Source organism: Serratia sp. CY44782 (genome assembly GCF_052168715.1).
Lineage (GTDB): Bacteria > Pseudomonadota > Gammaproteobacteria > Enterobacterales > Enterobacteriaceae > Serratia > Serratia nevei.
In genome coordinates, this window is sequence record NZ_JBJNME010000003.1 from 56,307 (window position 1) to 77,204 (window position 20,898).

At 63.7% G+C, this 20,898-nt stretch carries 11 protein-coding genes; 3 read left to right on the plus strand and 8 right to left on the minus strand.

Annotated elements, in window-relative coordinates:
- Positions 1 to 6: 6 nt before the first annotated feature.
- Genes ACJ8HT_RS06305 through fes form a run of 3 tightly spaced genes read right to left on the minus strand, consistent with a single transcriptional unit; the run spans position 7 to position 10,131 of the window.
- A complete protein-coding gene (locus tag ACJ8HT_RS06305) occupies positions 7 to 8,517 on the minus strand; it encodes a non-ribosomal peptide synthetase (RefSeq protein ID WP_197652855.1) in 8,511 nt (2,836 codons plus the stop codon).
- A gap of 51 nt (positions 8,518 to 8,568) precedes the next feature.
- Positions 8,569 to 8,793 (minus strand): MbtH family protein, encoded by a 225-nt coding sequence (locus ACJ8HT_RS06310; protein WP_060419694.1) that lies wholly within the window; start codon positions 8,791 to 8,793, stop codon positions 8,569 to 8,571.
- A 30-nt stretch (positions 8,794 to 8,823) separates the two neighbouring features.
- Entirely contained in the window at positions 8,824 to 10,131 is a 1,308-nt protein-coding gene (gene fes, locus ACJ8HT_RS06315) for an enterochelin esterase (RefSeq protein ID WP_244664494.1), read from the minus strand.
- Between the two features lie 200 nt (positions 10,132 to 10,331).
- Here fes and ACJ8HT_RS06320 point away from each other — a divergent pair, with 200 nt between their 5' ends.
- Positions 10,332 to 12,521: a TonB-dependent siderophore receptor gene (locus tag ACJ8HT_RS06320; protein WP_126179507.1), complete on the plus strand. Its 2,190-nt coding sequence runs from the start codon at positions 10,332 to 10,334 to the stop codon at positions 12,519 to 12,521.
- Between the two features lie 48 nt (positions 12,522 to 12,569).
- On the opposite strand, the gene ACJ8HT_RS06325 is transcribed toward ACJ8HT_RS06320, so the two are convergent.
- Positions 12,570 to 13,190 carry a helix-turn-helix transcriptional regulator gene (locus tag ACJ8HT_RS06325; protein ID WP_047730687.1) on the minus strand — a complete coding sequence of 207 codons (621 nt, stop codon included), beginning with the start codon at positions 13,188 to 13,190 and terminating at the stop codon, positions 12,570 to 12,572.
- Positions 13,191 to 13,301: 111 nt separating this feature from the next.
- Positions 13,302 to 14,759 (minus strand): amino acid permease, encoded by a 1,458-nt coding sequence (locus tag ACJ8HT_RS06330; protein ID WP_197652856.1) that lies wholly within the window; start codon positions 14,757 to 14,759, stop codon positions 13,302 to 13,304.
- A 619-nt stretch (positions 14,760 to 15,378) separates the two neighbouring features.
- On the opposite strand from ACJ8HT_RS06330, the gene ACJ8HT_RS06335 reads away from it, so the two are divergent.
- Positions 15,379 to 16,653 (plus strand): Glu/Leu/Phe/Val family dehydrogenase, encoded by a 1,275-nt coding sequence (locus ACJ8HT_RS06335; protein ID WP_060418845.1) that lies wholly within the window; start codon positions 15,379 to 15,381, stop codon positions 16,651 to 16,653.
- A 39-nt stretch (positions 16,654 to 16,692) separates the two neighbouring features.
- Here the strand turns inward: ACJ8HT_RS06335 and ACJ8HT_RS06340 are convergent, their stop codons facing one another.
- Entirely contained in the window at positions 16,693 to 18,231 is a 1,539-nt protein-coding gene (locus tag ACJ8HT_RS06340) for a long-chain-fatty-acid--CoA ligase (RefSeq protein WP_197652857.1), read from the minus strand.
- A gap of 135 nt (positions 18,232 to 18,366) precedes the next feature.
- On the opposite strand from ACJ8HT_RS06340, the gene ACJ8HT_RS06345 reads away from it, so the two are divergent.
- On the plus strand, positions 18,367 to 18,936 hold the full coding sequence (locus ACJ8HT_RS06345) for a DJ-1/PfpI family protein (protein WP_004937978.1): 570 nt from the start codon (positions 18,367 to 18,369) through the stop codon (positions 18,934 to 18,936).
- Between the two features lie 7 nt (positions 18,937 to 18,943).
- On the opposite strand, the gene ACJ8HT_RS06350 is transcribed toward ACJ8HT_RS06345, so the two are convergent.
- The gene (locus ACJ8HT_RS06350) at positions 18,944 to 19,297 is read right to left on the minus strand and encodes a DUF1493 family protein (RefSeq protein WP_194571189.1); all 354 of its coding nucleotides are present in this window, start codon (positions 19,295 to 19,297) and stop codon (positions 18,944 to 18,946) included.
- 157 nt (positions 19,298 to 19,454) lie between these two features.
- The gene (locus ACJ8HT_RS06355; RefSeq protein WP_341534878.1) at positions 19,455 to 20,897 is read right to left on the minus strand and encodes an efflux transporter outer membrane subunit; all 1,443 of its coding nucleotides are present in this window, start codon (positions 20,895 to 20,897) and stop codon (positions 19,455 to 19,457) included.
- Position 20,898: the final 1 nt, after the last annotated feature.

Below are 20,898 nucleotides of genomic sequence, written 5' to 3' on the forward strand. Positions count from 1 at the left end.
GTTGCGTTATACCAACCCGTATTGCCGCGTCAGCAGCTCGTGCAATAGCGGGCCGAGCGTCTCCAGCGAAGCCGGCGACAGAATGTCCGCGTGTTCGCAGCGCTGGTGATGGCAGATCAGCCCATCCAGATACGGCGCCCACACGGCGTCGATATCCATCTCCGGCGGCAGCGTCTGGTCGGCGACAAACAGCGTTGCCGTGCCGTGGAAACGCCGGCTGCGCGCCTGGGACAGAATGCGCACCGCGTCGCGATAGTTGGCGACGATGCTGTCGAACATCGCCGCCTTCTCCGCCATCAGCGCCGGATCGCCATGATCTTCCGCCATAAACTCGGCCTGCTCCTGCGCCACCTCTTTCTGCGCCTCCTCTTCGCTGGGGCCGGTCCAATCCTGGCCTTCCGGCGGATAGGTATCCAGCATCCCAAGGAACGCCACCTCTTCGCCCTGCTGCTGCAGGCGCGCGGCCATCGAATGCGCCAGCGTGCCGCCGAGCGAATAGCCCAGCAGGTAGTAAGGCCCCTGTGGCTGCAGGCGGCGCAGATTAGCGAGATGACGATCGACCATCTGCTCGATATCCTCGCAGGTGGCGATGGCGCCATCCGGTCTTGGCGACTGCAGCCCGATGATGGGGTAGCTCCCCGGCAGATAACGGCTCAGCCCCGAGTACTGCCAGGCGAAACCGGAAGCCGGATGCAGGCAGAACAGCGCCGGGCCTTGGCCGGCCCGCAGCTGCAGGCATTCGCCGACGCCGCGGCTCTCGGCCGAGTTGGCCGCCTGCGCGTCATCGAGCAGGTGCGCCATCTTCTCCAGGCTGCGGGCGAACATGATCTGCCCGACGCTCAATGGCCGCGGGACGCGCCGACGCAACTCAGCCGCCAGACGCATCGCCAGCAGCGAATGGCCGCCCAGCGCGAAGAAGTCGTCGTCGGCATACACCGTCTCGCGCCCCAGCAGTTCCCCGAACAGCGCCGCCAGCAGGCGTTCGCTGTCGCCCTGCGGCGCACGCCCGGCTTGCAGGGCCAGCTGCGGCCGTGGCAACGCCTTGCGATCCAGCTTGCCGCTGGCGCTGAGCGGGAAGCGGTCGGTCATGACATAGCTGACCGGCATCATGTGCGCCGGCAAACGCTGCTCCAGCGCCTGATGCAGCACGGCGGTGTCCAGCGTCACGCCCGGTTGGGCGATCAGCCAGGCGACCAGCTGGCGCATATCGGCGCCGCCCAGCCCCGTCGCGCCCTCGCCTAGCTCGATGGCGTGCACCGCCGCTTGTGCTACCCCCGGCTGCGCCAGCAGCGCCTGCTCGATTTCGCCCAGCTCGATGCGCTGGCCGCGGATCTTCAGCTGATCGTCGCTGCGCCCCAAATACTCGACGCTGCCGTCTTCCAGCCAGCGGGCGATATCGCCGGTGCGATACATGCGCGCGCCGTTGCCGGCGGGATCGGCGACAAACCGCTGCGCCGTCAGCCCCGGCCGATGCAGATAGCCATCGGCCAGCTGAATGCCGCGCAGGTAGAGATCGCCGGCGCAGCCGACGGGCACCGGCCGCAGCATGGCGTCGAGAATGCTCAGTTGGGTGTTCCAGACCGGTTTGCCGATCGGCACGCCGGCGCCGTTCACCGCCGCCAATGCCGCGCCGGACGCCGGTTGGTAGGTGACATCGACCGCCGCTTCCGTCGGGCCGTACAGGTTGTGCAGCGGCGCGGTAACCAACGCCTGGTAGCGGGAAGCCAGTTCACACGACAGCGCTTCGCCGCTGCAGAACACGCGTTTCAGGCTGGCGGCGGCGCGCTGTGGCGCCCGTTCGTTCAGCGCCTCCACCCAGATAGCCAACATGGACGGAACGAAATGCAGCGTGGTCACGCCATAGTCGTCGATCAACGTCGTCAGCGCCTGCGGATCGCGGTGCGCCTCCGGCGGCGCCATCACCAGGCGCGCGCCGACCATCAGCGGCCAGAAAAATTCCCAGACGGAAACGTCGAAGCTGCACGGCGTTTTCTGCAATACCACGTCCTGCGCATCGAGCGCATACTCGTGCTGCATCCAGAACAGGCGGTTGACGATCGCCCGGTGGTTCACCACCACGCCTTTCGGCCGCCCGGTAGAGCCGGAGGTATACAGCACGTAGGCGGGATAATCGCCGTTCCCCGCCGGTTGGCGCGGCGCCGGTTCGCGCACGCTCTCGTCCAGCGCATCGAACAGCAGCGTCGGCGCCAGCGCGGCGAAGCGGGTATCCAACGCGCTTTCGGTGATAATCAGCCGCGGCTTGGCGTCCTCCACCATGTAGGCCAGCCGCTCGTCCGGGTAGCCGGTGTCCAGCGGCAACCAGGCGGCGCCGGTCTGCACAATCGCCGTCAGCGCCAGGCTGAGGCGCACGGAGCGCGGCAACGCCACCGCGACGATATCCCCCGGCTGAATGCCGGCCGCCGTCAGCCGCTCGGCCAGCAGCGCGGCCTGGCGCTGCATGTCACGGTAGCTGAGGCTGTGCCCGGCATCCTGCAGCGCGATGCGTTCCGGCGTGCGCTGCGCTTGATCGGCGATCGCCTGATGCAAGGTGGTGTCCGCCACCGCCTGCCCGGTGCGGTTGACCGCCGCGATCAGCGTCTGCTCCTGTGGGGTTTGCAACTGCCAGCGCGGCAGCGGCAGATCCGGCTGGGCGATCCACTGTTGCAGCAGCGCCATCAGCCGCGCGGCGAAGCGCTCAGGCTGCGGCACCGAGGCGCGGTACTCCATCAGCAGGCGCAGACGTTCGCCCGGCAGCACCAGCAGCGTCAGCGGATAGTGGGTATAGCCTTTGTTGCGGATGGCGTCGCAGCGCAGCGATCCTGTGCCGCCCAGCAGAGCGTCGTTGTCCGGGTAGTTCTCCACCACCAACAGCGTATCGAACAGCGTGCCCGCCCCGGCCAGGTGCTGAATTTCCCCCAACCCCAAATCATCGTGCTCCAGCAGTTCAATCTGCCGGTGCTGCAGGTCGGTCAACTGCTCCGTCAACGAACGATCGTGCTGCAGACGAACCCGCACCGGCAGCGTGTTGCTGAACAGGCCGACGTGTTCCTCGATCCCTTCTATCTGGCCAAAACGGCCGGAAACCGGCGAGCCGAACACCACGTCCTGCTGGCCGCAACAGCTGGCCAGCTGCAATGCCCAAATGCCCTGCATCAGGGTATTGAGCGTCAACCCGCGTTCGCGGCACAGGGTCAGCAAGCGCCTTTCCTCGGCCGGCGGCAGCGTCATTTCCAGCTCATGCACGCGTTCGTCCTGCGTTTCACCGAACAGCAACGTCGGGCGCACGTCCTGCAGCGTCTCGCGCCACAGGCGGCGCGAGGCTTCGGCATCCCGCGCGGTCAGGCGGCGCACGATATCGGCATAGTTCGAACGCAGCGGCGGCAACGCCTGCTCGCCTTCACGCAGGGCCAGCATCAGATCGTTGAGCACCACCGGCGTCGACCAGCCGTCGACGATCAGGTGGTGCGCGTTAAGGAACAGCGTGTAGCGTTCGCTATCACCGTGTTTGACCCACAGCGCGTGCAGCATCGCGCCGGGCTGGTTGAACAGATCGCGCTGCAGTTCCTGCTGCTCCAGCCGGTGCAGTGCCTGCGCTTCTTGTTCTTCCGTCAGCGGCGGCAGCGCGTGGCTGTCCAGCGGCCAATGGCTTTCCTGTGGTATCAGCTGCAGCGGCTCGCCCTCGCGGTTGAATCGGGCGGCCAATTGCGGATGGCGGCGGATCACCGCATCCAGCGCCTGCTGAAGTTGATGCGCGTCCAGTTCGCCGCAGAGGCTCAGGCGCGTCAGCGAGTTATAGCTGCCGCCCTGCTGCGCCGTCTGCGCATGGAACAGCAGGCCGTGTTGCAGCGGCAACAGCGGCAGCGCCGCGGCTAACGGCCCGCACTCCCGCTCCCAGGCGCGCACCGCCTCATCATCGGCGCCCGGCTGGGCGATCTCGGCCGCCACCAACGTCGCCGCCGCGCGTTCGGGATGCCGTTCGGCAAATTCGCACAGTGAACGCACCGCTTGCTCGATGCCGCTGTGCAGCTGCGCAATGTCGCTCTCGCTGAAAATTCCCTCCAGCCAGCTCCAGTTGATCGCCAGGCAGGCGCCGTCGCGCCGTTCCTCGACAAAGATGTTCACTTCCAGCCCGTAAGACGGCGCCTGCTGCGCATCCTGCGCCACGGCGAAGGCGTCGCGGAAGCGGGTTTGGCTGCGCTGCGGCGTCCAGTGCCCCTCATCCTGGCTGAAACGCCCGAGGTAGTTGAATAAAATCTCCGGGGCGTTGCGCTGCGCCAGCGCCGCCAGATCGTCACGCTGCGGATGCAGATAACGCAGCTGGCCGTAACCGACGCCGCGATCGGCCACCGATCGCGTCGCCCGTTTTACCGCGCGCACGGCCTCATTGTGCTCGGCGTCATGCAGTTCGATGCGCAGCGGATACTCCGCCGTCAGCCAGCCGACGGTGCGAGCCAGATCGAGGCCGTCGTCCAGTTCGGCGCGGCCGTGCGACTCCAGAGAGAAACGCAGCGAAGCGGCCTGGAAACGGCGGCGGCAGGCCTGAGCCAACGCGCACAGCATGATCTCTTCAACCTGGGCGCGATAATCCTGCGGCAATGTGCCGAGCAGCGCGGCGGTCAACCGGCTGTCGAGCAGCGTGCGCCGCTCGCTCACCGAGGCGATGCGATCGGTCTGCGGTTCCAGCGCGCGCCGGCCCAAACGCGGCACGCCGTCCGCCAGCATTTGCCGCCAGAACGGCAGCTCGGCTTCCCGGCGTTCCACGTCGGCGCGTAAACGCGCGGACCACTCATAGAGCGAGGTTTCTTCCGGCGGCAGCGTGATCGGCCGCCCCTGCATGGCGCAGTCGGCCACTTGCCGCAGCTCCTCGAGCAGGATGCGCCAGGAAACGCCGTCGACCACCAGGTGGTGGATCGCCAGCACCAGCCCCAGGCTCTGCCCGTCGCGCTGCAACAGGATCGCCTGCATCATGGCGCCGGCCGCCGGATCGAGATGCTCGAGTGCGGCGTCGAAAGCCTGTTCCGCCGCCGGCTCCAGTTCGCCGGATACGGTCTGAACCTGCATGAACTCAGCGGTAGCGGCTTCTTCAACCACCAACTGGCCATCGCGGATCCTGGCGCCCAGCGCCGGGTGCGCCGCGCGCAGCTGGTCCAACGCATCACGCAGCTGTTCCGGTTGCAGCTCGGCAGGCACGCGCAGGAAAACGCCGTGCGCGAAGCGGCGATGCATATCGCCCGTCTCGGCGAACCAGTGCAGGATCGGCAGCCCGTCGATCGGGCCTTGCTGCACGCTGCGTGCGGCCTGAGAGTCTACGACCAGCGGCTGCATCGCCTGCGCCATGCGCGCGGGGGTGTGCAGCGCGAAGATCTCGCGCGGCCGCAGCAGATAACCGTTGCGCCGCAGGGCGGTGCCCAACCCCATCGCCGAGATGCTGTCGCCGCCGAGCGCAAAGAAATCGTCGTCGGCGCCGACGCGCTCCATCCCCAATAAGTTGGCCATCGCGCGGCAAATCAGCCTTTCCTGCTCGGTGGCCGGTTCGCGAATGCTTTGCGCCAGCGTCTCCTGCGGTTTGGGCAGCGCCTGGCGGTCAATCTTGCCGTTGACGTTGAGCGGCAGCTCCGGCATCACCACCAGGATCGCCGGCACCATATAATCCGGCAGACGCTGCGCCAATTGCCCCAGCAGCTCGCTTTGCAGCGTTGGCGAGGCGCGGCGCGCGTCATCCTGCACCGAGCAGTAACCGATCAGGCGATAGGTGGCGCCGATCGGCTCGGCGATCACCACCGCCCGCCCCACGTCCGGCAAGGCGGCCAAGGCGCTTTCCACCTCACCCAGCTCGACGCGGAAGCCGCGCACCTTGATTTGGTGATCGGTCCGGCCAATGAACACCAGCTGGCCCTCCGCGCTCCAGCGCATCAGATCGCCGCTGCGGTACATCACCTCGCCTTCGGCGAACGGGTTGGCGACAAAGCGCGCCGCCGTCAGATCCGGGCGCCGCAGGTAACCGCGTGCAATGCCTTTGCCGGAAATGTACAGCTCGCCCGCCGCGCCGATCGGCACCGGCTGCAGGCGGCTGTCGAGCAGCCAAACTGAGGTATTGGCGAGGGGACGGCCGATCACCGGCTGGTCTGCGGCCGTCACCGGCGCGCCGAGGGTATCGACGGTGTATTCGGATGGGCCGTAATAGTTGTGGATCTCCACCTCCGGATGCTGCTGCATCAGGTTCCACAGCGTCGGCGTCGCCGCCTCGCCGCCGATCATCACGAACGACGGCAGCGGAAACTGCCCCTTCAGCAGGCCGCAGTCCACCAGTTGCGAGAAGAACGACGGCGTGATGTCCAGCAGATCGATCGGCGTCTGTTGGGTTTGTTCCAGCAGCGCCCAGGGGTCGCGGCGCAGCTCCTCATCGAAGATAACCAGTTCGCTGCCCATCATCATGCAGAACAGCGGTTCCCAGGAGGAGTCGAAAGAAAACGAGGCGGTATGGCCGGCGCGCAAGCGGCGCGCGTGGCGAGCCTGGAATTTTTCGATCGCCGGGCCGAACAGAGAGGCCTGATGCGACAGGAACAGGTTCAGCAGCCCGCGGTGGGTGGACATGACGCCCTTGGGTTTGCCGGTCGAGCCGGAGGTGTAAATCATATAGGCGAGATGCGCCTCGCTCAGCGGCACGCGCCGCTCTGCATCCGTTATCGGCGTGTTCTCGGCGGCCGCGCAGCGCGCCAGGCACGGGGCGTCGTCCAGGCACAATACCTGCGGCAGATCCGGCATGTTGGCCCGCGTGGCGCGGTGGGTCAGCAACATCACCGGCCGCGCGTCGTCGCACATCAGCGCCAAACGTTCACGCGGATAGTCCAGATCGAGCGGCATATAGGCTGCGCCGCTGGCCAACACGCCGAACAGCGCGACCAGCGTGTCCACCGAGCGCGGAATGCCGATGGCAACCACGTCTTCGGCGCCGATGCCGCTTTCGATCAGCACTCGCCCCAGCTGCATCACCCGTTCGGAGAGCTGCCGGTAGCTGAGGCGCACGTCGCCGCAGGCCACCGCCAACGCCTCGGGCTGGCGCTCAACCTGGCGTTGGAACGCATCCATGATCGAGACCATGCCCGCCGGCGGCGCCAGCTCTGCGCCGCGCCCCCAGGCCGCGAGTTGTCTGAGTTCCCCTTCGCCGATCAACGCCAGTTGACCGTGCGGCTGATGCGGCTGCCGCGCCAGCTGCTGCAGCCAATGGCCGATGCGCTCCGCGTGATGATGCAAGGTGCGCGGCGAGTATTTGGCCGGGTTGGCGACCAAAGACAGCGTCAGCACGCCGCTTCGAAAACCGATCTCAAACTCCAGATCGTCGACCGGCCCCATCGCCAGCGTATGGGTGACGGCCGCCTGACCGTCGAACGACAAGGCGCCGTGGTAAACCTTGACGTTGACCACCGGGCCATACAGTTCCTGATGGCCGCCGACCAGGCCGAGATCGCGTTTGATCTGCTCCGCCTCATAGCGTTGATGGCGACGCGCCTGCTTGATCTCCGCCACGGTGGCCTGGCAGACGTCCGCCAGCGACAGATCCGGCGTCACGTTCAGCAGCAGCGGCAGCACGTTGACCACCGGGCCGACCGCCGCCAGCGCCTGCGACCCCATCCGGCGCATGAAAGGAAAACCGATTGAGAAGCGGGTTTCGCCGCTCATGCGCGCCAGATACATCGCCAGCGCCGCCGTGACGATATCGGCCGGTTGCAGCGACTGCAGCGCATCATCGCGCCGCGCTTCGTCAAACAGCGATTCAGGCAGCACCAGCGCCTGTTTGAGCGGCCGGGCGCCCGGTTCAACCTCCCGGTTTTCCGTCGATAACGACAGCGGCGACGGCAAATCGCGCAGATGCTGGCGCCAGAATTCGGCCGCCCGCTCACGTGCGGGCGACGTTTGCCATTGCTGAAACTCTTCCACCACCTTGCCGAACGGGGTAAACGGCGAGGCCGCCGGCGCCAGCCCGTGGCGCAGCGCGCGGTAGAGATCGGCGATCCGGCGGGTGATGGCTTCGAAGCTGAAGCCGTCCAGGGTCAGATGATGAAAGCGCTGGTACCAGAACCAGCGATCGGCGCTGACGCGGATCACCACATGGCGATAAAGCGGCCGCTCGCCGTCTGCCGGCAGATCCTGCGCCAGATCGTCGTTCATCAGCGCCAGCGCCGCCTGTTCGGCGTCCGGCCGTGCGCTGAAATCGAGCCACTCCGGCGCCTGCACGCGTGCGGGGTCGGCTATCAGCGGCAAACGCTGCACCGGCTGGCCGTCCTGCGCCTCAAAGAATCGCGCCTGAACCGTATCCGCTTCGGCCAGCCCTTGACGGATGGCGCGCTCCAGCGCCGAACGATCGATAGCGCCGTGCAGTTCGGTGTAGTGCGCCACGGCGAAGCCGTTGCGGCGCAGCGCGATTTGGTCGGCGATCCAGATCCCCGGTTGCGCTGCAACCAGCGGATACTCCCGATACTCGACCTGAGTATCCGGCAAAGAAAGCGTTTCTGACATGGTGTCTGTCCTTTTCCTCAAACGGAATGTATCGATGTGGCTGCCTGGCGCTTAACGCGCCGCATCCGCCGCTTTCAGCGCCGCCGGCCGCATGTCCTGCCAGTGCGTTTCGATGTAGTCGATGCATTCGCCGCGCGACGCCGGCCCCATCAGCACGCGCCACCCCTGCGGCGTCTCGGCAAACTGCGGCCACAGCGAATACTGCTGCTGCGCGTTGACCAAAACGGTGAAACGGAGGCTTTCGTCATCGAACGGGTTTTGTTGTTCCTGAGTCATTTGCATTACCTGTCTGTCAAAATGTGTGGGTTATTCCATCGCGGAAAGCAGCTGGCGCACGCCGTCCACCAGGCCGCCGCGCCAGCAGAGCGCATCGTGCCCGCCGGAAAATACGCGGTATTCGGCGCGGTGCCCCGCCGCCGTCAGCGCCTGATGCATCTGGCGATTAACGAATTCGATGTCCGCCTCCCGATCGCCGGCTTGCTGAATCACGGTGAGCGTGGGCGCCGCCGCGTTGCGTTGCCGAACCTGGCGTATCAGCCAGCCTTCCTCCAGCTCGTGGCGTTTTTCGAACTGGGTAACGAATTGCACCGTGGGCCACCAGAAGGAGCCGGACTGGCTCAGCACGTGGCCGAAACGTTCCGGCCAGTGCACACCGGCATATAACGCCGCCAGCCCGCCGTAGCTTTGGCCGGCGACGACGGTGCGCGCCCCTTCCTCGCTGAACGCTTCGCGCTTCTGCGCCTGCGGCAGCAGCTCTTCGATGATTGCCTGCCAGAAGGCGGCGTTGCAGGGCAGCTCGTTTTCCCGGTGTTCACCGTCGATCGCATCGATCAGCAGCCAGCACGCAGGCGGCAGCCGCCCTTTTGCGGTTTCATGCTCGATCACCGGCAACAGCGCGTGCCTTTCGATCCAGTTTTGGCCATCGAGCAATAGCACCAACGGGCGGTTCGCTTTCACCGCCGCGTCGCCGCTGGCATACAGCCAAACGCGCCGCTGGTTATCCAGACGTTCGCTGCGCCACTGAAAAAGCTGTAGCCGCGCCTCGTCCAATGGCCGATCGGCGGCCTGCCAAGCGCTTTGGTCGTCGGCATCCGGCCCTTGCGCCAGGGAAACCGGGCGCGGGCGATGCGAAGGCCCCAGCGAGAGGCGATTCAGCGGATCGGCGATCGCCAGCGGGAACAGCGATACCCACCAGGCGCGCTGCTGGCGATCGCGCAACGTTTCGTCGCCGCTGAAGACGGGGGGAAGATCTCGCTCTGTGATGGGGATCAGGCTGTAGCTGCCGCGCCAGCGGCGATCGATAACGGCCGCGCCGTACCAAACGTCGGTGCCGGGGAGCCTGGTCAGGCTGCTGGGGGACGTGCTGTGGTGATCGGTAATGCCGTTGATATCGGCGTAAACGCGGCATATCGGCGAGTGCCGTTCATCGCCGGCGGGATCGCGCCACAGCCAGGTCATTTTGACGTGGCGGTCATCGTGCGGCTCGACGATGGGCGTGCCGTGTGAGGCGACCTTCTGCCACCACGCGGGCTGCCCTGCCGCCTCTTCACGCAGCCACTGCGCCGCCAATCCCGCATGACCGTTTTCTGGCCTCTTTTCCGGCAAAAAATCCATAGCGCCCCTTACATAACATGAGTGATTTTTACAAAACCTGACAATCGTATTGATACTCATTATCGTTTTCAATACTATTTGTCGGATTTTTACCGTCGTGCACACACGGCGTTTCCGCGTCGACGGGTGAAGAGCGCTTGTCGGCATTTCGGGGTTTATCAGGGTGGCATGACACACAACGCAGGTATGCAGGAGAGATAATGAAGATTAAAAACAAAGGGATAGAAAACGCGAACGCAGAGGCGATGTCCGCCAAGCGTCTATTGCTGGGATCGGCGCTGGCCTTACTGCCCTTCGCGCCACACGCGTCCGCCGCCGCGGACGAGACGATTCTGGTGACCGCCGACGCGCAAAACAGCGTGACCGCCCCGGTCAAGGGGATCGTCGCCAAAGAGAGCGCCGCCGGCACCAAGACCGCCGCCTCTCTGCGTAAAACGCCGCAGTCCATCTCAGTGGTGACGCGCGAGCAAATGAACGACCAGGAGCCGGCGTCGGTCGCCGACGCGCTGAACTACACCAGCGGGGTAATCACCACCTACCGCGGCAACTCCAACCGCAATGACGAAGTGATCAGCCGCGGCTTCCGCTATGCGCCCAAGCTGCTCGACGGCCTGCACTTTGGCCTTTCGAGCCAAAACGGCGGCGCCGGGCAGATCGATCCCTGGCTGCTGGAGCGCGTGGAGATGGTGCACGGCCCGGCCGGCGTGCTGTACGGCCAGGTCAGCCCCGGCGGCGTAGTGGTGATGACCAGCAAGCGCCCTACCGCCCAGAGCATTCACGAAGTCAAATTCAGCACCGGCAACCGCCATCTGGCGGAAACGGCGTTCGATTTCGGCGGCAAGCTCAACGACGACAATACCCTGTTCTACCGCCTGAACGGCATCGCCAGAACCGAGCATGAGTTTGTCAAAGACAGCAAGCAGCAACGGGTGGCCATCGCGCCGGCCTTCACCTGGCTGCCGAATGAAGACACCAGCTTTACGCTGCTGACCAGCTACCAGAACGATCCGAAAGCCGGGTCGCGCAACTTCCTGCCGCGCGCCGGCACGCTGTTCCCGACCAGCGCGGGCTACGTGCCTTACGATTTCAACGTCAGCGAGCCCAGCTTCAACAAATCGCGGCGCGAGCAGGCGTCGATCGGTTACAGCCTCGAACATAATTTCAGCGATGCGCTGTCGTTTACCCAGAACCTGCGCTTCACCCACCGTGATGAAGACTATAAATATCTGGTCTATAACGTAAATTCTGACGTTAACGACCACACCGTGACGCGCAGGGCGCAGCATGAAACGCAGATGACCAACGAGTTTGGCGTGGATAACCAGCTGAAGGGCCTGTTCGATACCGGCGAGGTGAAGCACACGGTGCTGGGCGGGCTGGATTACCGCTACAGCCATAGCGATTATAAAATGTACCGCGATCGCGGCAACGACTACCCGATCGACTGGGCCAATCCGGTTCGCCCCAGCATTGATGGCAGTGCGCTGACGCTGGTTTCCAGCGACTTGAAGACGCTGAATCAGGTCGGGGTGTATCTGCAGGACCAGCTGGAGTGGAATAACTGGAATCTGCTGCTGTCCGGCCGTCAGGACTGGTCGCAGGTCAACACCCGCGATCGCACCAGCGGCGGTAAAGAGCAGACCTACAACGATGCCCAGTTCACCGGCCGCGCGGGCCTGCTTTACGCCTTTGACAACGGCATTTCACCGTATGTCAGCTACAGCACCTCGTTCGATCCTAACCTGTACCCGAGCGCGCCGGGCGCCGATCCGCTCAAGCCGACCACCGGCAAACAAACCGAGGTGGGCGTGAAGTACCAGATCCCGGGCGGCAACACCCTGCTGACCCTCTCCTGGTTCGACATTACCCAGCGCAATGTGGCGTCCTATAACCGCCTCACCTCCGCCTACGAGCAGATTGGTGAGGTGAAATCCAAAGGGATTGAGGCGGAAGTGCACGCTCAGCCGACGCCGGAGATCAAGCTGACCGCCGCCTATACCTACACCGACGTAGTGACCAAAGACTCCAACTCGGCGGACGAAATCGGCCACAGCCCGGCGGGCATCCCGCGCCACGCGGCGTCCGCTTGGGGCAGCTACAGCTTCCTGAGCGGCGCGCTGAACGGCCTGACCGTCGGCAGCGGCGTGCGTTACATCGGCGATGCGCCGGCCGACGCCATCGGCCAGTACGATGTGCCGCACTACACGCTGTACGACGCCATGGTGAAATATGACCTCGGCCAGGCTTCGTCGGCGCTGCGCGGTGCGGCGCTTCAGCTCAACGTACAGAACCTGACGGACAAGAAATACGTTTCATCCTGCAGCGGCGAGTACGCCTGCTTCTACGGCAGCGGCCGCAGCATCATCGCTTCGGTCAACTACCGCTGGTAACAAAAATGGGCGGCCAGCGCCGCCCATTTCTTTCGACTTCCGCCGCCTTTACTCCTGTTTCAGCTCTCGCAAATGCTTGTACACCGTGGCGCGCCCCATCGAGAGCACGTTGGCGATGTAGTCCGCGGCGCTTTTGGCCTTGAACGCCCCCTGATGATAGAGATCGCTGACCAGCCGCCGTTTCTGTTCGCGGCTCAATGCACCGAGCGCGGCGTTTTCGCGCCGCAGCCAATCGTGCAGGAAGGTATTGATCTTCTCCTGCCAGTCATCTTTGAACAGCGCTTGCGGCTGTGGCTGCAGCCGGGTGACCGACAGGAACATGTCCAGCGCGTTGCGGGCGTCCTCGAACATCGCGGTGCTCAGGTTGATGCACAGCAGATAGCTGGGCTTGCCCTGCTCGTCGCGCGCGGCGATGCTCACCGAGCGCATCTTTTTGCCGTCCCAGTTCAGCTTCTCATAGGGGCCGGTCACGCCGGCGCCGCCGGCGAGCTCGAAGTCGTCCAGCCCGGCGTCGTCACCCGGTTTGCGCTTCGACAGGTTGTTCGCCAGATAGGCAATCTTGTTGGTGGCCAGATCGTGGATCACCACTTCCGCATTCGGGAAAAACAGCGCCGCGACGCCGTCGGCGACCGAGCGCAAAAGTTCGAGTTGAGAAGAAGAGTTCGGCACGCTGGGGGGTCTCCGTATAGCCCGGTTTGGTTTGCTGTTCAGCCGCTTAGCATACCGCAGTTGCCGCCGCTTGCCGAGCGGAGCGGCGGCAAGCGGCGCAGGATGCACCGGTTATTCCGCCTCGGCGCCACGCTGATAAAACACGTAGCTCTCGCGCTTCACGCTGTCGCGGACCCGATAGCGCCAGATCAGGCCGAGCGTGGTAAACCACAGCGGCATGCTGCACAGCGCGATCAGCGTATCGCGATCGAACACCATCAGCACCAGCGTAAAGGCGAAGAATGCCAACGTCAGCCAGGCCATCGCGATCCCGCCCGGCATTTTGAAGTTGGAATCGGCGTGCAAATCCGGCCGCTTCTGGCGATACACCAGGTAGGCGACCAAAATCATGCCCCAGCTGTAAACCACCAGGATCGCCGCCACGGTAGAGACGATGGTGAACAGCGTCATCACGTTCGGCACCAGCACCAGCAGCAAGGTGCCGGCCACCATGCAGAAGCAGGAAAACAGCAGGCTGCGGATCGGAATGGCCGTGGTGCGGGACAGAATGCGGAACTGGCCGTGGGCGTGCTTTTCCATCGACAGACTGTACAGCATGCGGGTGCTGGAATAGACGCCGCTGTTGGCCGAAGACATCGCCGAGGTCAGCACCACGAAGTTGATCACCGCGGCGGCGGCCGGCAGCCCCGCCCGATCGAACAGCATCACGAACGGGCTGCTGTCCGGCGAGATGTGGCTCCACGAGGTGACGGCGATAATGGTCAGCATCGAACACACGTAGAAGACGATGATGCGCGCCGGGATCGCGTTGATCGCCTTCGGCAGCACCTTCTCGGGGTTTTTAGTCTCCGCCGACATCGTGCCCAGCAGTTCGATGCCGGTACAGGAGAAAATGGCGATCTGGAAACCGGCGAAGAAGCCGAAGATACCGTGCGGCATGAAAATGGCGGGATCGGTGACGTTATGCAGCGAAGCAGTCACGCCGTCCGGCGAAGTCCAGCCGCTGAACACCATCCAGGCGCCGGTGGCGATCAGCGCGACAATCGCCACCACCTTGATCATCGCGAACCAGAACTCGGCTTCGCCGAACATCTTGACCGACAGCATGTTGAACAGGCACAGAAAGCCCAACGTCAGCAGCGCCGGCAGCCAGGGCGAGACGTTCGGCAGCCAATACTGCACGTAGCCGCCGCACACCACCACGTCCGCAATGCAGGTAACGATCCAGCTCAGCCAATAGGACCAGCCAAGAAAAAAGCTGGCGCGTGGCCCCAGGTATTCGGAGACGAAATCGGCGAACGAGCGGTAATCGAGCCGCGTGAGCAGCAGTTCCCCCATCGCCCTCATGACCATGAACATGAAAAAGCCGACGATGGCGTAAGTCAGTACGATGGAGGTGCCCGACAGCGCAATGGTCTTGCCGGAGCCCATAAACAGCCCGGTGCCAATGGCGCCGCCGATCGAAATCAGTTGAATATGGCGCGCGCTCAGCCCACGTTGCAGGGTTTGGGCACAGTTTGGCCCCTCGGCTGAACCTGGGTTCAGCCGATCGCAGTGATTTTTTGTCATGGTGTTACCTGTCCGTCATTAAGGCGATTAAGCAACCGTTGTGCGGCTGCAGCAGGAGTGAAACGCCCGTGGGCGCTCTAACCGGCAAAAAAATTGAGACCAAAAGCTGCCCGCCCCGTTGTGACAGGGAGGTAATAATAATGGGTACCGAGAAAATGCTCTCGTGAGCCGTCGTATCGCCCACGTTTGGCGTACAAAGCCTGAGCGTGGTGGGTAAATGCTACAATATCAAATGGTTATACTTTCCCTTGTGCTACAAAAAAACGACGCCGGAGCCGTTTTAACATTAATTTAACTCTGGCGAGGGGAAATGCCATTGTCAACATGGCAGTTAAATAAAATGAAACTTTTTGATCACATTCAAGCTTCTGAAAAATAGATAAAAAGGGTTTTTATGCGATTTATATGCATAAATTATGCATGTACCCACTCGCCACCGACGAAAAGTAATTAACTATTCATTTACCGGCCAGCGGGCGGCGAAAAAGCGTCCGCTGGCCCGATGAGAGGGGGGCTAACAACCGGCATAATTAGTGGTAAATTTAGCGTCGCAAAGTGTTATGCGCTTGCTAATCCACGGTTAAACGAAATAAATACCTCTAATATATAAAGGTTGGTTATGGAAAAGCTATCCTACGCTTCAGACAGCAGCACCACCGCTTGGGCTACATATCTGCAACAAATCGATCGCGTCGCCCCTTACCTCGGCGAGCTGTCACGCTGGGTTGATACGCTGCGTCACCCTAAGCGCGCTTTGATTGTTGATATCCCGCTGCAGATGGACGATGGCACCATCCGTCACTTCGAAGGTTTCCGCGTACAGCACAACCTGTCGCGTGGGCCGGGCAAAGGCGGTATCCGCTTCCACCCTGACGTCGATCTGAACGAAGTGATGGCCCTGTCCGCCTGGATGACCATCAAGTGTGCCGCGGTCAACCTGCCGTACGGCGGCGCCAAGGGCGGCATCCGCGTCGACCCGTTCAAACTGTCTGAAGGTGAACTGGAGCGACTGACCCGCCGCTACACCAGCGAAATCGGCTTCATCATCGGGCCACAGAAAGACATTCCTGCGCCGGACGTCGGCACCAACGCCAAAGTAATGGCCTGGATGATGGACACCTACTCCATGAACCACGGCACCACCATCACCGGCGTGGTCACCGGCAAGCCAATCCACCTCGGCGGCTCCCTGGGCCGTGAGAAAGCGACCGGCCGCGGCGTGTTCGTCACCGGCAGCGAAGTGGCCAAGCGTCTGGGCGTGCAGATCGAAGGCGCCAAAGTGGCGGTACAAGGCTTCGGTAACGTGGGCAGCGAAGCGGCTCGCCTGTTCGTTGGCGTCGGCGCGCGCGTCGTCACCATCCAGGACCACTCCGCCACCCTGTTCAACGCCAACGGCATCGACCTGACCGCGCTGACCGAATACCAGGCCAAGCACAAGCAGATCGCCGGCTTCCCTGGCGCCAGCGAGATCGAAAGCGAAGCGTTCTGGTCGGTCGACATGGACATCCTGATCCCAGCGGCGCTGGAAGGCCAAATCACCCGTCAGCGCGCCGAAATCCTCAGCGCCAAGCTGGTGCTGGAAGGCGCTAACGGCCCTACCTTCCCAGAAGCGGACGACATTCTGCGTTCCCGTAACATCACCGTGGTACCGGACGTTATCTGTAACGCCGGCGGCGTAACGGTCAGTTACTTCGAGTGGGTGCAGGACATGGCGAGCTACTTCTGGAGCGAGTCCGAGATCAACGAGCGTATGGACAAGATCATGACCGACGCCATGGTCCACGTCTGGAACAAGGCGGCCGAGAAAGAGTGCAGCCTGCGCACCGCGGCTTACATCGTGGCCTGTGAGCGCATCCTGACCGCACGTAAAGAGCGCGGCATCTACCCAGGTTGATGCCCGTATCCCGGCCTGCCCCGGCAGGCCGGATTTTCCTCAGCGCAAACAGCGCTTCAACACCTTACCGGTACTGGTCATCGGCAAACGCTCGACGAACTCGACGATGCGCGGATACTTGTACGCCGCCAGCCGCTCCCGGCTCCAGGCAATCAGCGTTTCTTCCTCGATCGGCTCTTCCGTCTCTTTCAATACCACCACCGCTTTGATCTCTTCGCCCAGTGACGGATGCTCGACGCCGATCACCGCCACCAACGACACCGCCGGATGGCGAATCAGCGCCTCTTCAATCTCGCGCGGATAGACGTTGAACCCGCCGCGGATGATCATGTCCTTGGCCCGATCGACGATGAAATAGAAGCCGTCGGCGTCGCGACGCGCCAGGTCACCGGTGCGGAACCAGCCGTTTTCCAGCACCTCTGCCGTCGCCTCAGGGCGGTTCAGATAGCCTTTCATGATGTTGTAACCGCGCACCGCGATCTCCCCGACCCGATCGATGCCGTCGATCGGCTGCCCGGTGGCATCGACCAGGCGCACCTCCACGCCCCAGATCGGTTGGCCGATGGAGCCGGGTTTGGTCACCCGATGGGGATGGTTAAAGGTGGCGACCGGGCTGGTCTCAGACAGCCCGTATCCTTCGAGAATGTTGACGCCGAAGCGGCGCGAAAAATCCTCCAGGATCTGCACCGGCAGGCTGGCGCCGCCGGACACCGCCATACGCAGCGTGCTGCGCAAGCGTTCGATATCCGTGTGCTCATCCAGCGCATTCAACAGCGCCCAATACATGGTCGGCACCCCGGCGAAGAAGGTGATGCCGTGCCGTTGCATCAGCGCGATGGCCTGCGCGGCGTCGAAGCGTTCGACCAGCACCAGAGTGGCGGCGGAAGCGAACCCGGCGTTCATCTGCACCGTCGAACCAAAAGTGTGGAATAGCGGCAAGGTCACCAGGTGACGATCGGGGGCCGTTTCCGAACCGTCGAACAGCCGCACCGATCCCAAGGCGTTGAGCACCAGATTGGCGTGAGTCAACTCCGCCCCTTTGGCGCGGCCGGTGGTGCCGCTGGTATACAGCACCACCGCGGTGTCGCTTTCTAGCGTCGTCGCCGAAGCGAATTCGGTAGCCTGTTCGGCTATCGCCGCGCTGAAACGCTCTCCCTCGAGCGGCAACCGATCGCCGATGATAAACACCTCACGGCACAGCTCCGCCTTCGCCGCCGCCCGCAGCGCTTCCTCCCCCAGCGGCAGGCCGCTGCTGCCCTCGAAACAAAACAGCGCCACCGCCGCCGAATCCGCCAGGTAATAGTCGAACTCTGCGCTTTTAAGCAGAATATTCAGCGGCACCACCACCGCGCCGCTTTTGAGAATGCCGTAATAGATAGCCGGAAACTCCGGCCGGTTCGGGCTGGCCAGCGCCACCCGTTCACCGGGCCGCACGCCGCGCGCGGCCAACAAATTCGCCACCCGATTGGCCATTTCGTTAAGCGCCCGATAGCTGAGCGGGTTGTCGTCCTGTATCACCGCCGGCCGCTCCGGCCAGGTGCGCGCACTCTCTTCAAGCAAGGTAGCCAGATTCAGCATCGGGGATCCTCCCTGGGGTTGAGCGGCGAGAAAAGCGCCGCAGTATCACGAGTATAGATAGGCGCTTTGCGGTTCGCATTCCCAGGGGCGCTGGGCTATACCTTAGGCAATCCCCATCCCGCAGGAGTTGTGATCATGAGCAAGAAAAAGATCCTGATGCTGGTCGGCGACTACGCCGAAGATTACGAAACCATGGTGCCGTTTCAGGCATTGCAGATGATCGGCCATTGGGTGGACGCCGTGTGCCCCGGCAAAGCCGTCGGCGATTATATCCAGACCGCAATCCACGACTTTGACGGGGCGCAGACCTACAGCGAGAAACCCGGCCACCGTTTTACCTTAAATGCCGACTTCGCCGCCGCCAAGGAAGAGCACTACGATGCGCTCTTGATCCCCGGCGGCCGGGCGCCGGAATACCTGCGTCTGAACCCCGACGTGATCGCGCTGGTGCAGGCGTTTGACGCCGCGAAAAAACCGATCGCCGCCGTTTGCCACGGCCCGCAACTGCTGGCGGCGGCCGGGGTGTTGAAAGGCCGCACCTGCAGCGCCTACCCGGCCTGCGCGCCGGAAGTGCGGCTGGGCGGCGGCCATTATGCGGAGATCGGCATCGATCAGGCGCACGTCGACGGCAATCTGGTCACCGCCCCGGCCTGGCCGGCGCATCCGCAGTGGCTGGCGAAGTTCGCCGAGGTGTTGGAGCAGTAACGCAGCGCTAGCGGAGCTGTTCGATCAGGAAGTGGATGTCGTACAGCCAGCGCTTGGCGCGCGCGGAACGCACCAGCATCGACACGCACAGCGGCCGGGGATGCTCTTTGCACGCGGAGGGGGAAAACCAGCGCCCGGTGTTGGTCGGCGGCTGAAAATACAGTTCGTGGTTGTAGTTGCCGCTGTCGACGCCGAAGGTATCGAAGTAACGACGCATCAGCGTATTGGAATCGCTGAACGACAGGTTGAGCGCGGTGTTGATCTCGGTTTCCGGGGCGATGGCCACGCCCTTCTTCAGCCGCCCTGATGCGTTGAAGGCGGCGATAAGCGCGATGACCTGTTGCTGAATGTCTTCTGCCATGACAACCTCGAGCCGGTATGAATAAAAGATGAATGCGGTTCTCTGTCTGACTCTGCTCAACGCGGCGAGTTCTGGCCGCCCGCCGGGTTTTCTGTTTCTTTACACTTTCCATAAAAAAACCGCGCGCAGCCAAATGCCTGGCACGCGCGGTCGACGGTTAGCGGCGGAGCGTCGTCGGGTCGGCGATGACACCATCCCCCTGCCGCTCGGCGGTAACGCCGCCGCCCAACACTTTATACAGGGTGGCCTGATTGTCGTACGCGGTCTGCTGTGCGGCGATCAGCGCCTGTTGCGCCGTGTACAGCGTGCGCTGCGCGTCCAGCAGCGTCAGGTAGCTGTCCACGCCCTGGCGGTAACGCAGCTCGGCCAGGCGATAATATTGCTGCGCCGCCGCCACATAGCCGGTTTGCGCCGCCAGCTGTTCCTGCAGCGTGGCTTTGCGCGCCAGCGCGTCGGCGGTTTCCTGAAATGCCGTCTGCACCGCTTTCTCATAGGTGGCGACATACAGGTCTTTCTGCGCCTGGGTGTAGTTGAGCTGAGCCGTGTTATAGCCGCCGCTGAAGATCGGCAGGCTGATGCTCGGTGCGAACGACCAGACGCCGGCTCCGTGGCTGAACAACGAGGAGAGTTCACCGCTGCCCACGCCGCCGCTGGCGGTCAGGCTGATCGACGGGAAGAACGCCGCCCGCGCCGAGCCGATATTGGCGTTGGCGGATTTCAGGTTATGCTCGGCCTGCAGCACGTCCGGCCGCTTCAGCAACACTTGTGAGGAGACGCCGGCCGGCAGATCGCGCATGATCCCGCCCAGCGCCTCGATACCGCTCGGCAGCAGGTTTTCCGGCACGCTTTGCCCTACCGCCAAATCCAGCGCGTTTTTCGCCTGCGCGGCGCTGGTGGCGTAGCTGGCGGCGTCCGATCGCGCCTGCTGATAGACGGTTTCCGCCGACGCCACGTCAACCAGCGATGCAATCCCGTGCTGTTGATTGTTGCGCGTGACGTCCAGCGACCGTTTGGCGCTCGCCATCGTCTGCTGTGCCACCGCCAGATTACTGCGCTCGGCCGCCACCGCCACCCAGTCGGTGACGATATCGGCGATCAGCGTCAGACGGGTGCTTTTCGCCGCCTCCGAGTTCGCCAGATAGGTTTCGAACGCCGCGCGCGACAGGCTGGCGTTCTTGCCGAACAGATCCAACTCGAATGCGCTGACGCCGGCCGCGGCTTCGTAGCTTTGGCTCAGCGCGGTGGCGTTGCCGCTGCCGGTCAACGCCCGCCCGCGGCTGCCGTCGGCGGTGGCATTGATTGTCGGGAACAGCGCCGAGCGCTGCTCGCCGTACAGGGCGCGCGCCGACGCGATATTGGCGATCGCCTCGCGCAGATCGCGGCTGCTGTTCAGCCCCAGCGCCACCACCTGGCGCAGCCGGGCGTCCTGGACATAGTCGCGCCAGGCGACGTCCGGGTAGCTCAGCGCCTGGTTGCCGCCGGCCTCGCCCTGCGGCAGGTTGGCGGGCACCGGCGCCGCCGGGCGCTGGTAGTGCGGATCCAGCGACAGACAGCCGGTCAGCAGCAGCGGTAAAGTTAACATCATGACTCGTTGCAACACG

What these genes read in the sequence shown, in the direction of transcription:
- ACJ8HT_RS06305 (WP_197652855.1), bottom strand. Translation starts at nt 8,517, where the DNA reads ATGTCAGAAACGCTTTCTTTGCCGGATACTCAGGTCGAGTATCGGGAG.
- ACJ8HT_RS06310 (WP_060419694.1), bottom strand. Translation starts at nt 8,793, where the DNA reads ATGACTCAGGAACAACAAAACCCGTTCGATGACGAAAGCCTCCGTTTC.
- fes (WP_244664494.1), bottom strand. Translation starts at nt 10,131, where the DNA reads ATGGATTTTTTGCCGGAAAAGAGGCCAGAAAACGGTCATGCGGGATTG.
- ACJ8HT_RS06320 (WP_126179507.1), top strand. Translation starts at nt 10,332, where the DNA reads ATGAAGATTAAAAACAAAGGGATAGAAAACGCGAACGCAGAGGCGATG.
- ACJ8HT_RS06330 (WP_197652856.1), bottom strand. Translation starts at nt 14,759, where the DNA reads ATGACAAAAAATCACTGCGATCGGCTGAACCCAGGTTCAGCCGAGGGG.
- ACJ8HT_RS06335 (WP_060418845.1), top strand. Translation starts at nt 15,379, where the DNA reads ATGGAAAAGCTATCCTACGCTTCAGACAGCAGCACCACCGCTTGGGCT.
- ACJ8HT_RS06340 (WP_197652857.1), bottom strand. Translation starts at nt 18,231, where the DNA reads ATGCTGAATCTGGCTACCTTGCTTGAAGAGAGTGCGCGCACCTGGCCG.
- ACJ8HT_RS06345 (WP_004937978.1), top strand. Translation starts at nt 18,367, where the DNA reads ATGAGCAAGAAAAAGATCCTGATGCTGGTCGGCGACTACGCCGAAGAT.
- ACJ8HT_RS06350 (WP_194571189.1), bottom strand. Translation starts at nt 19,297, where the DNA reads ATGGCAGAAGACATTCAGCAACAGGTCATCGCGCTTATCGCCGCCTTC.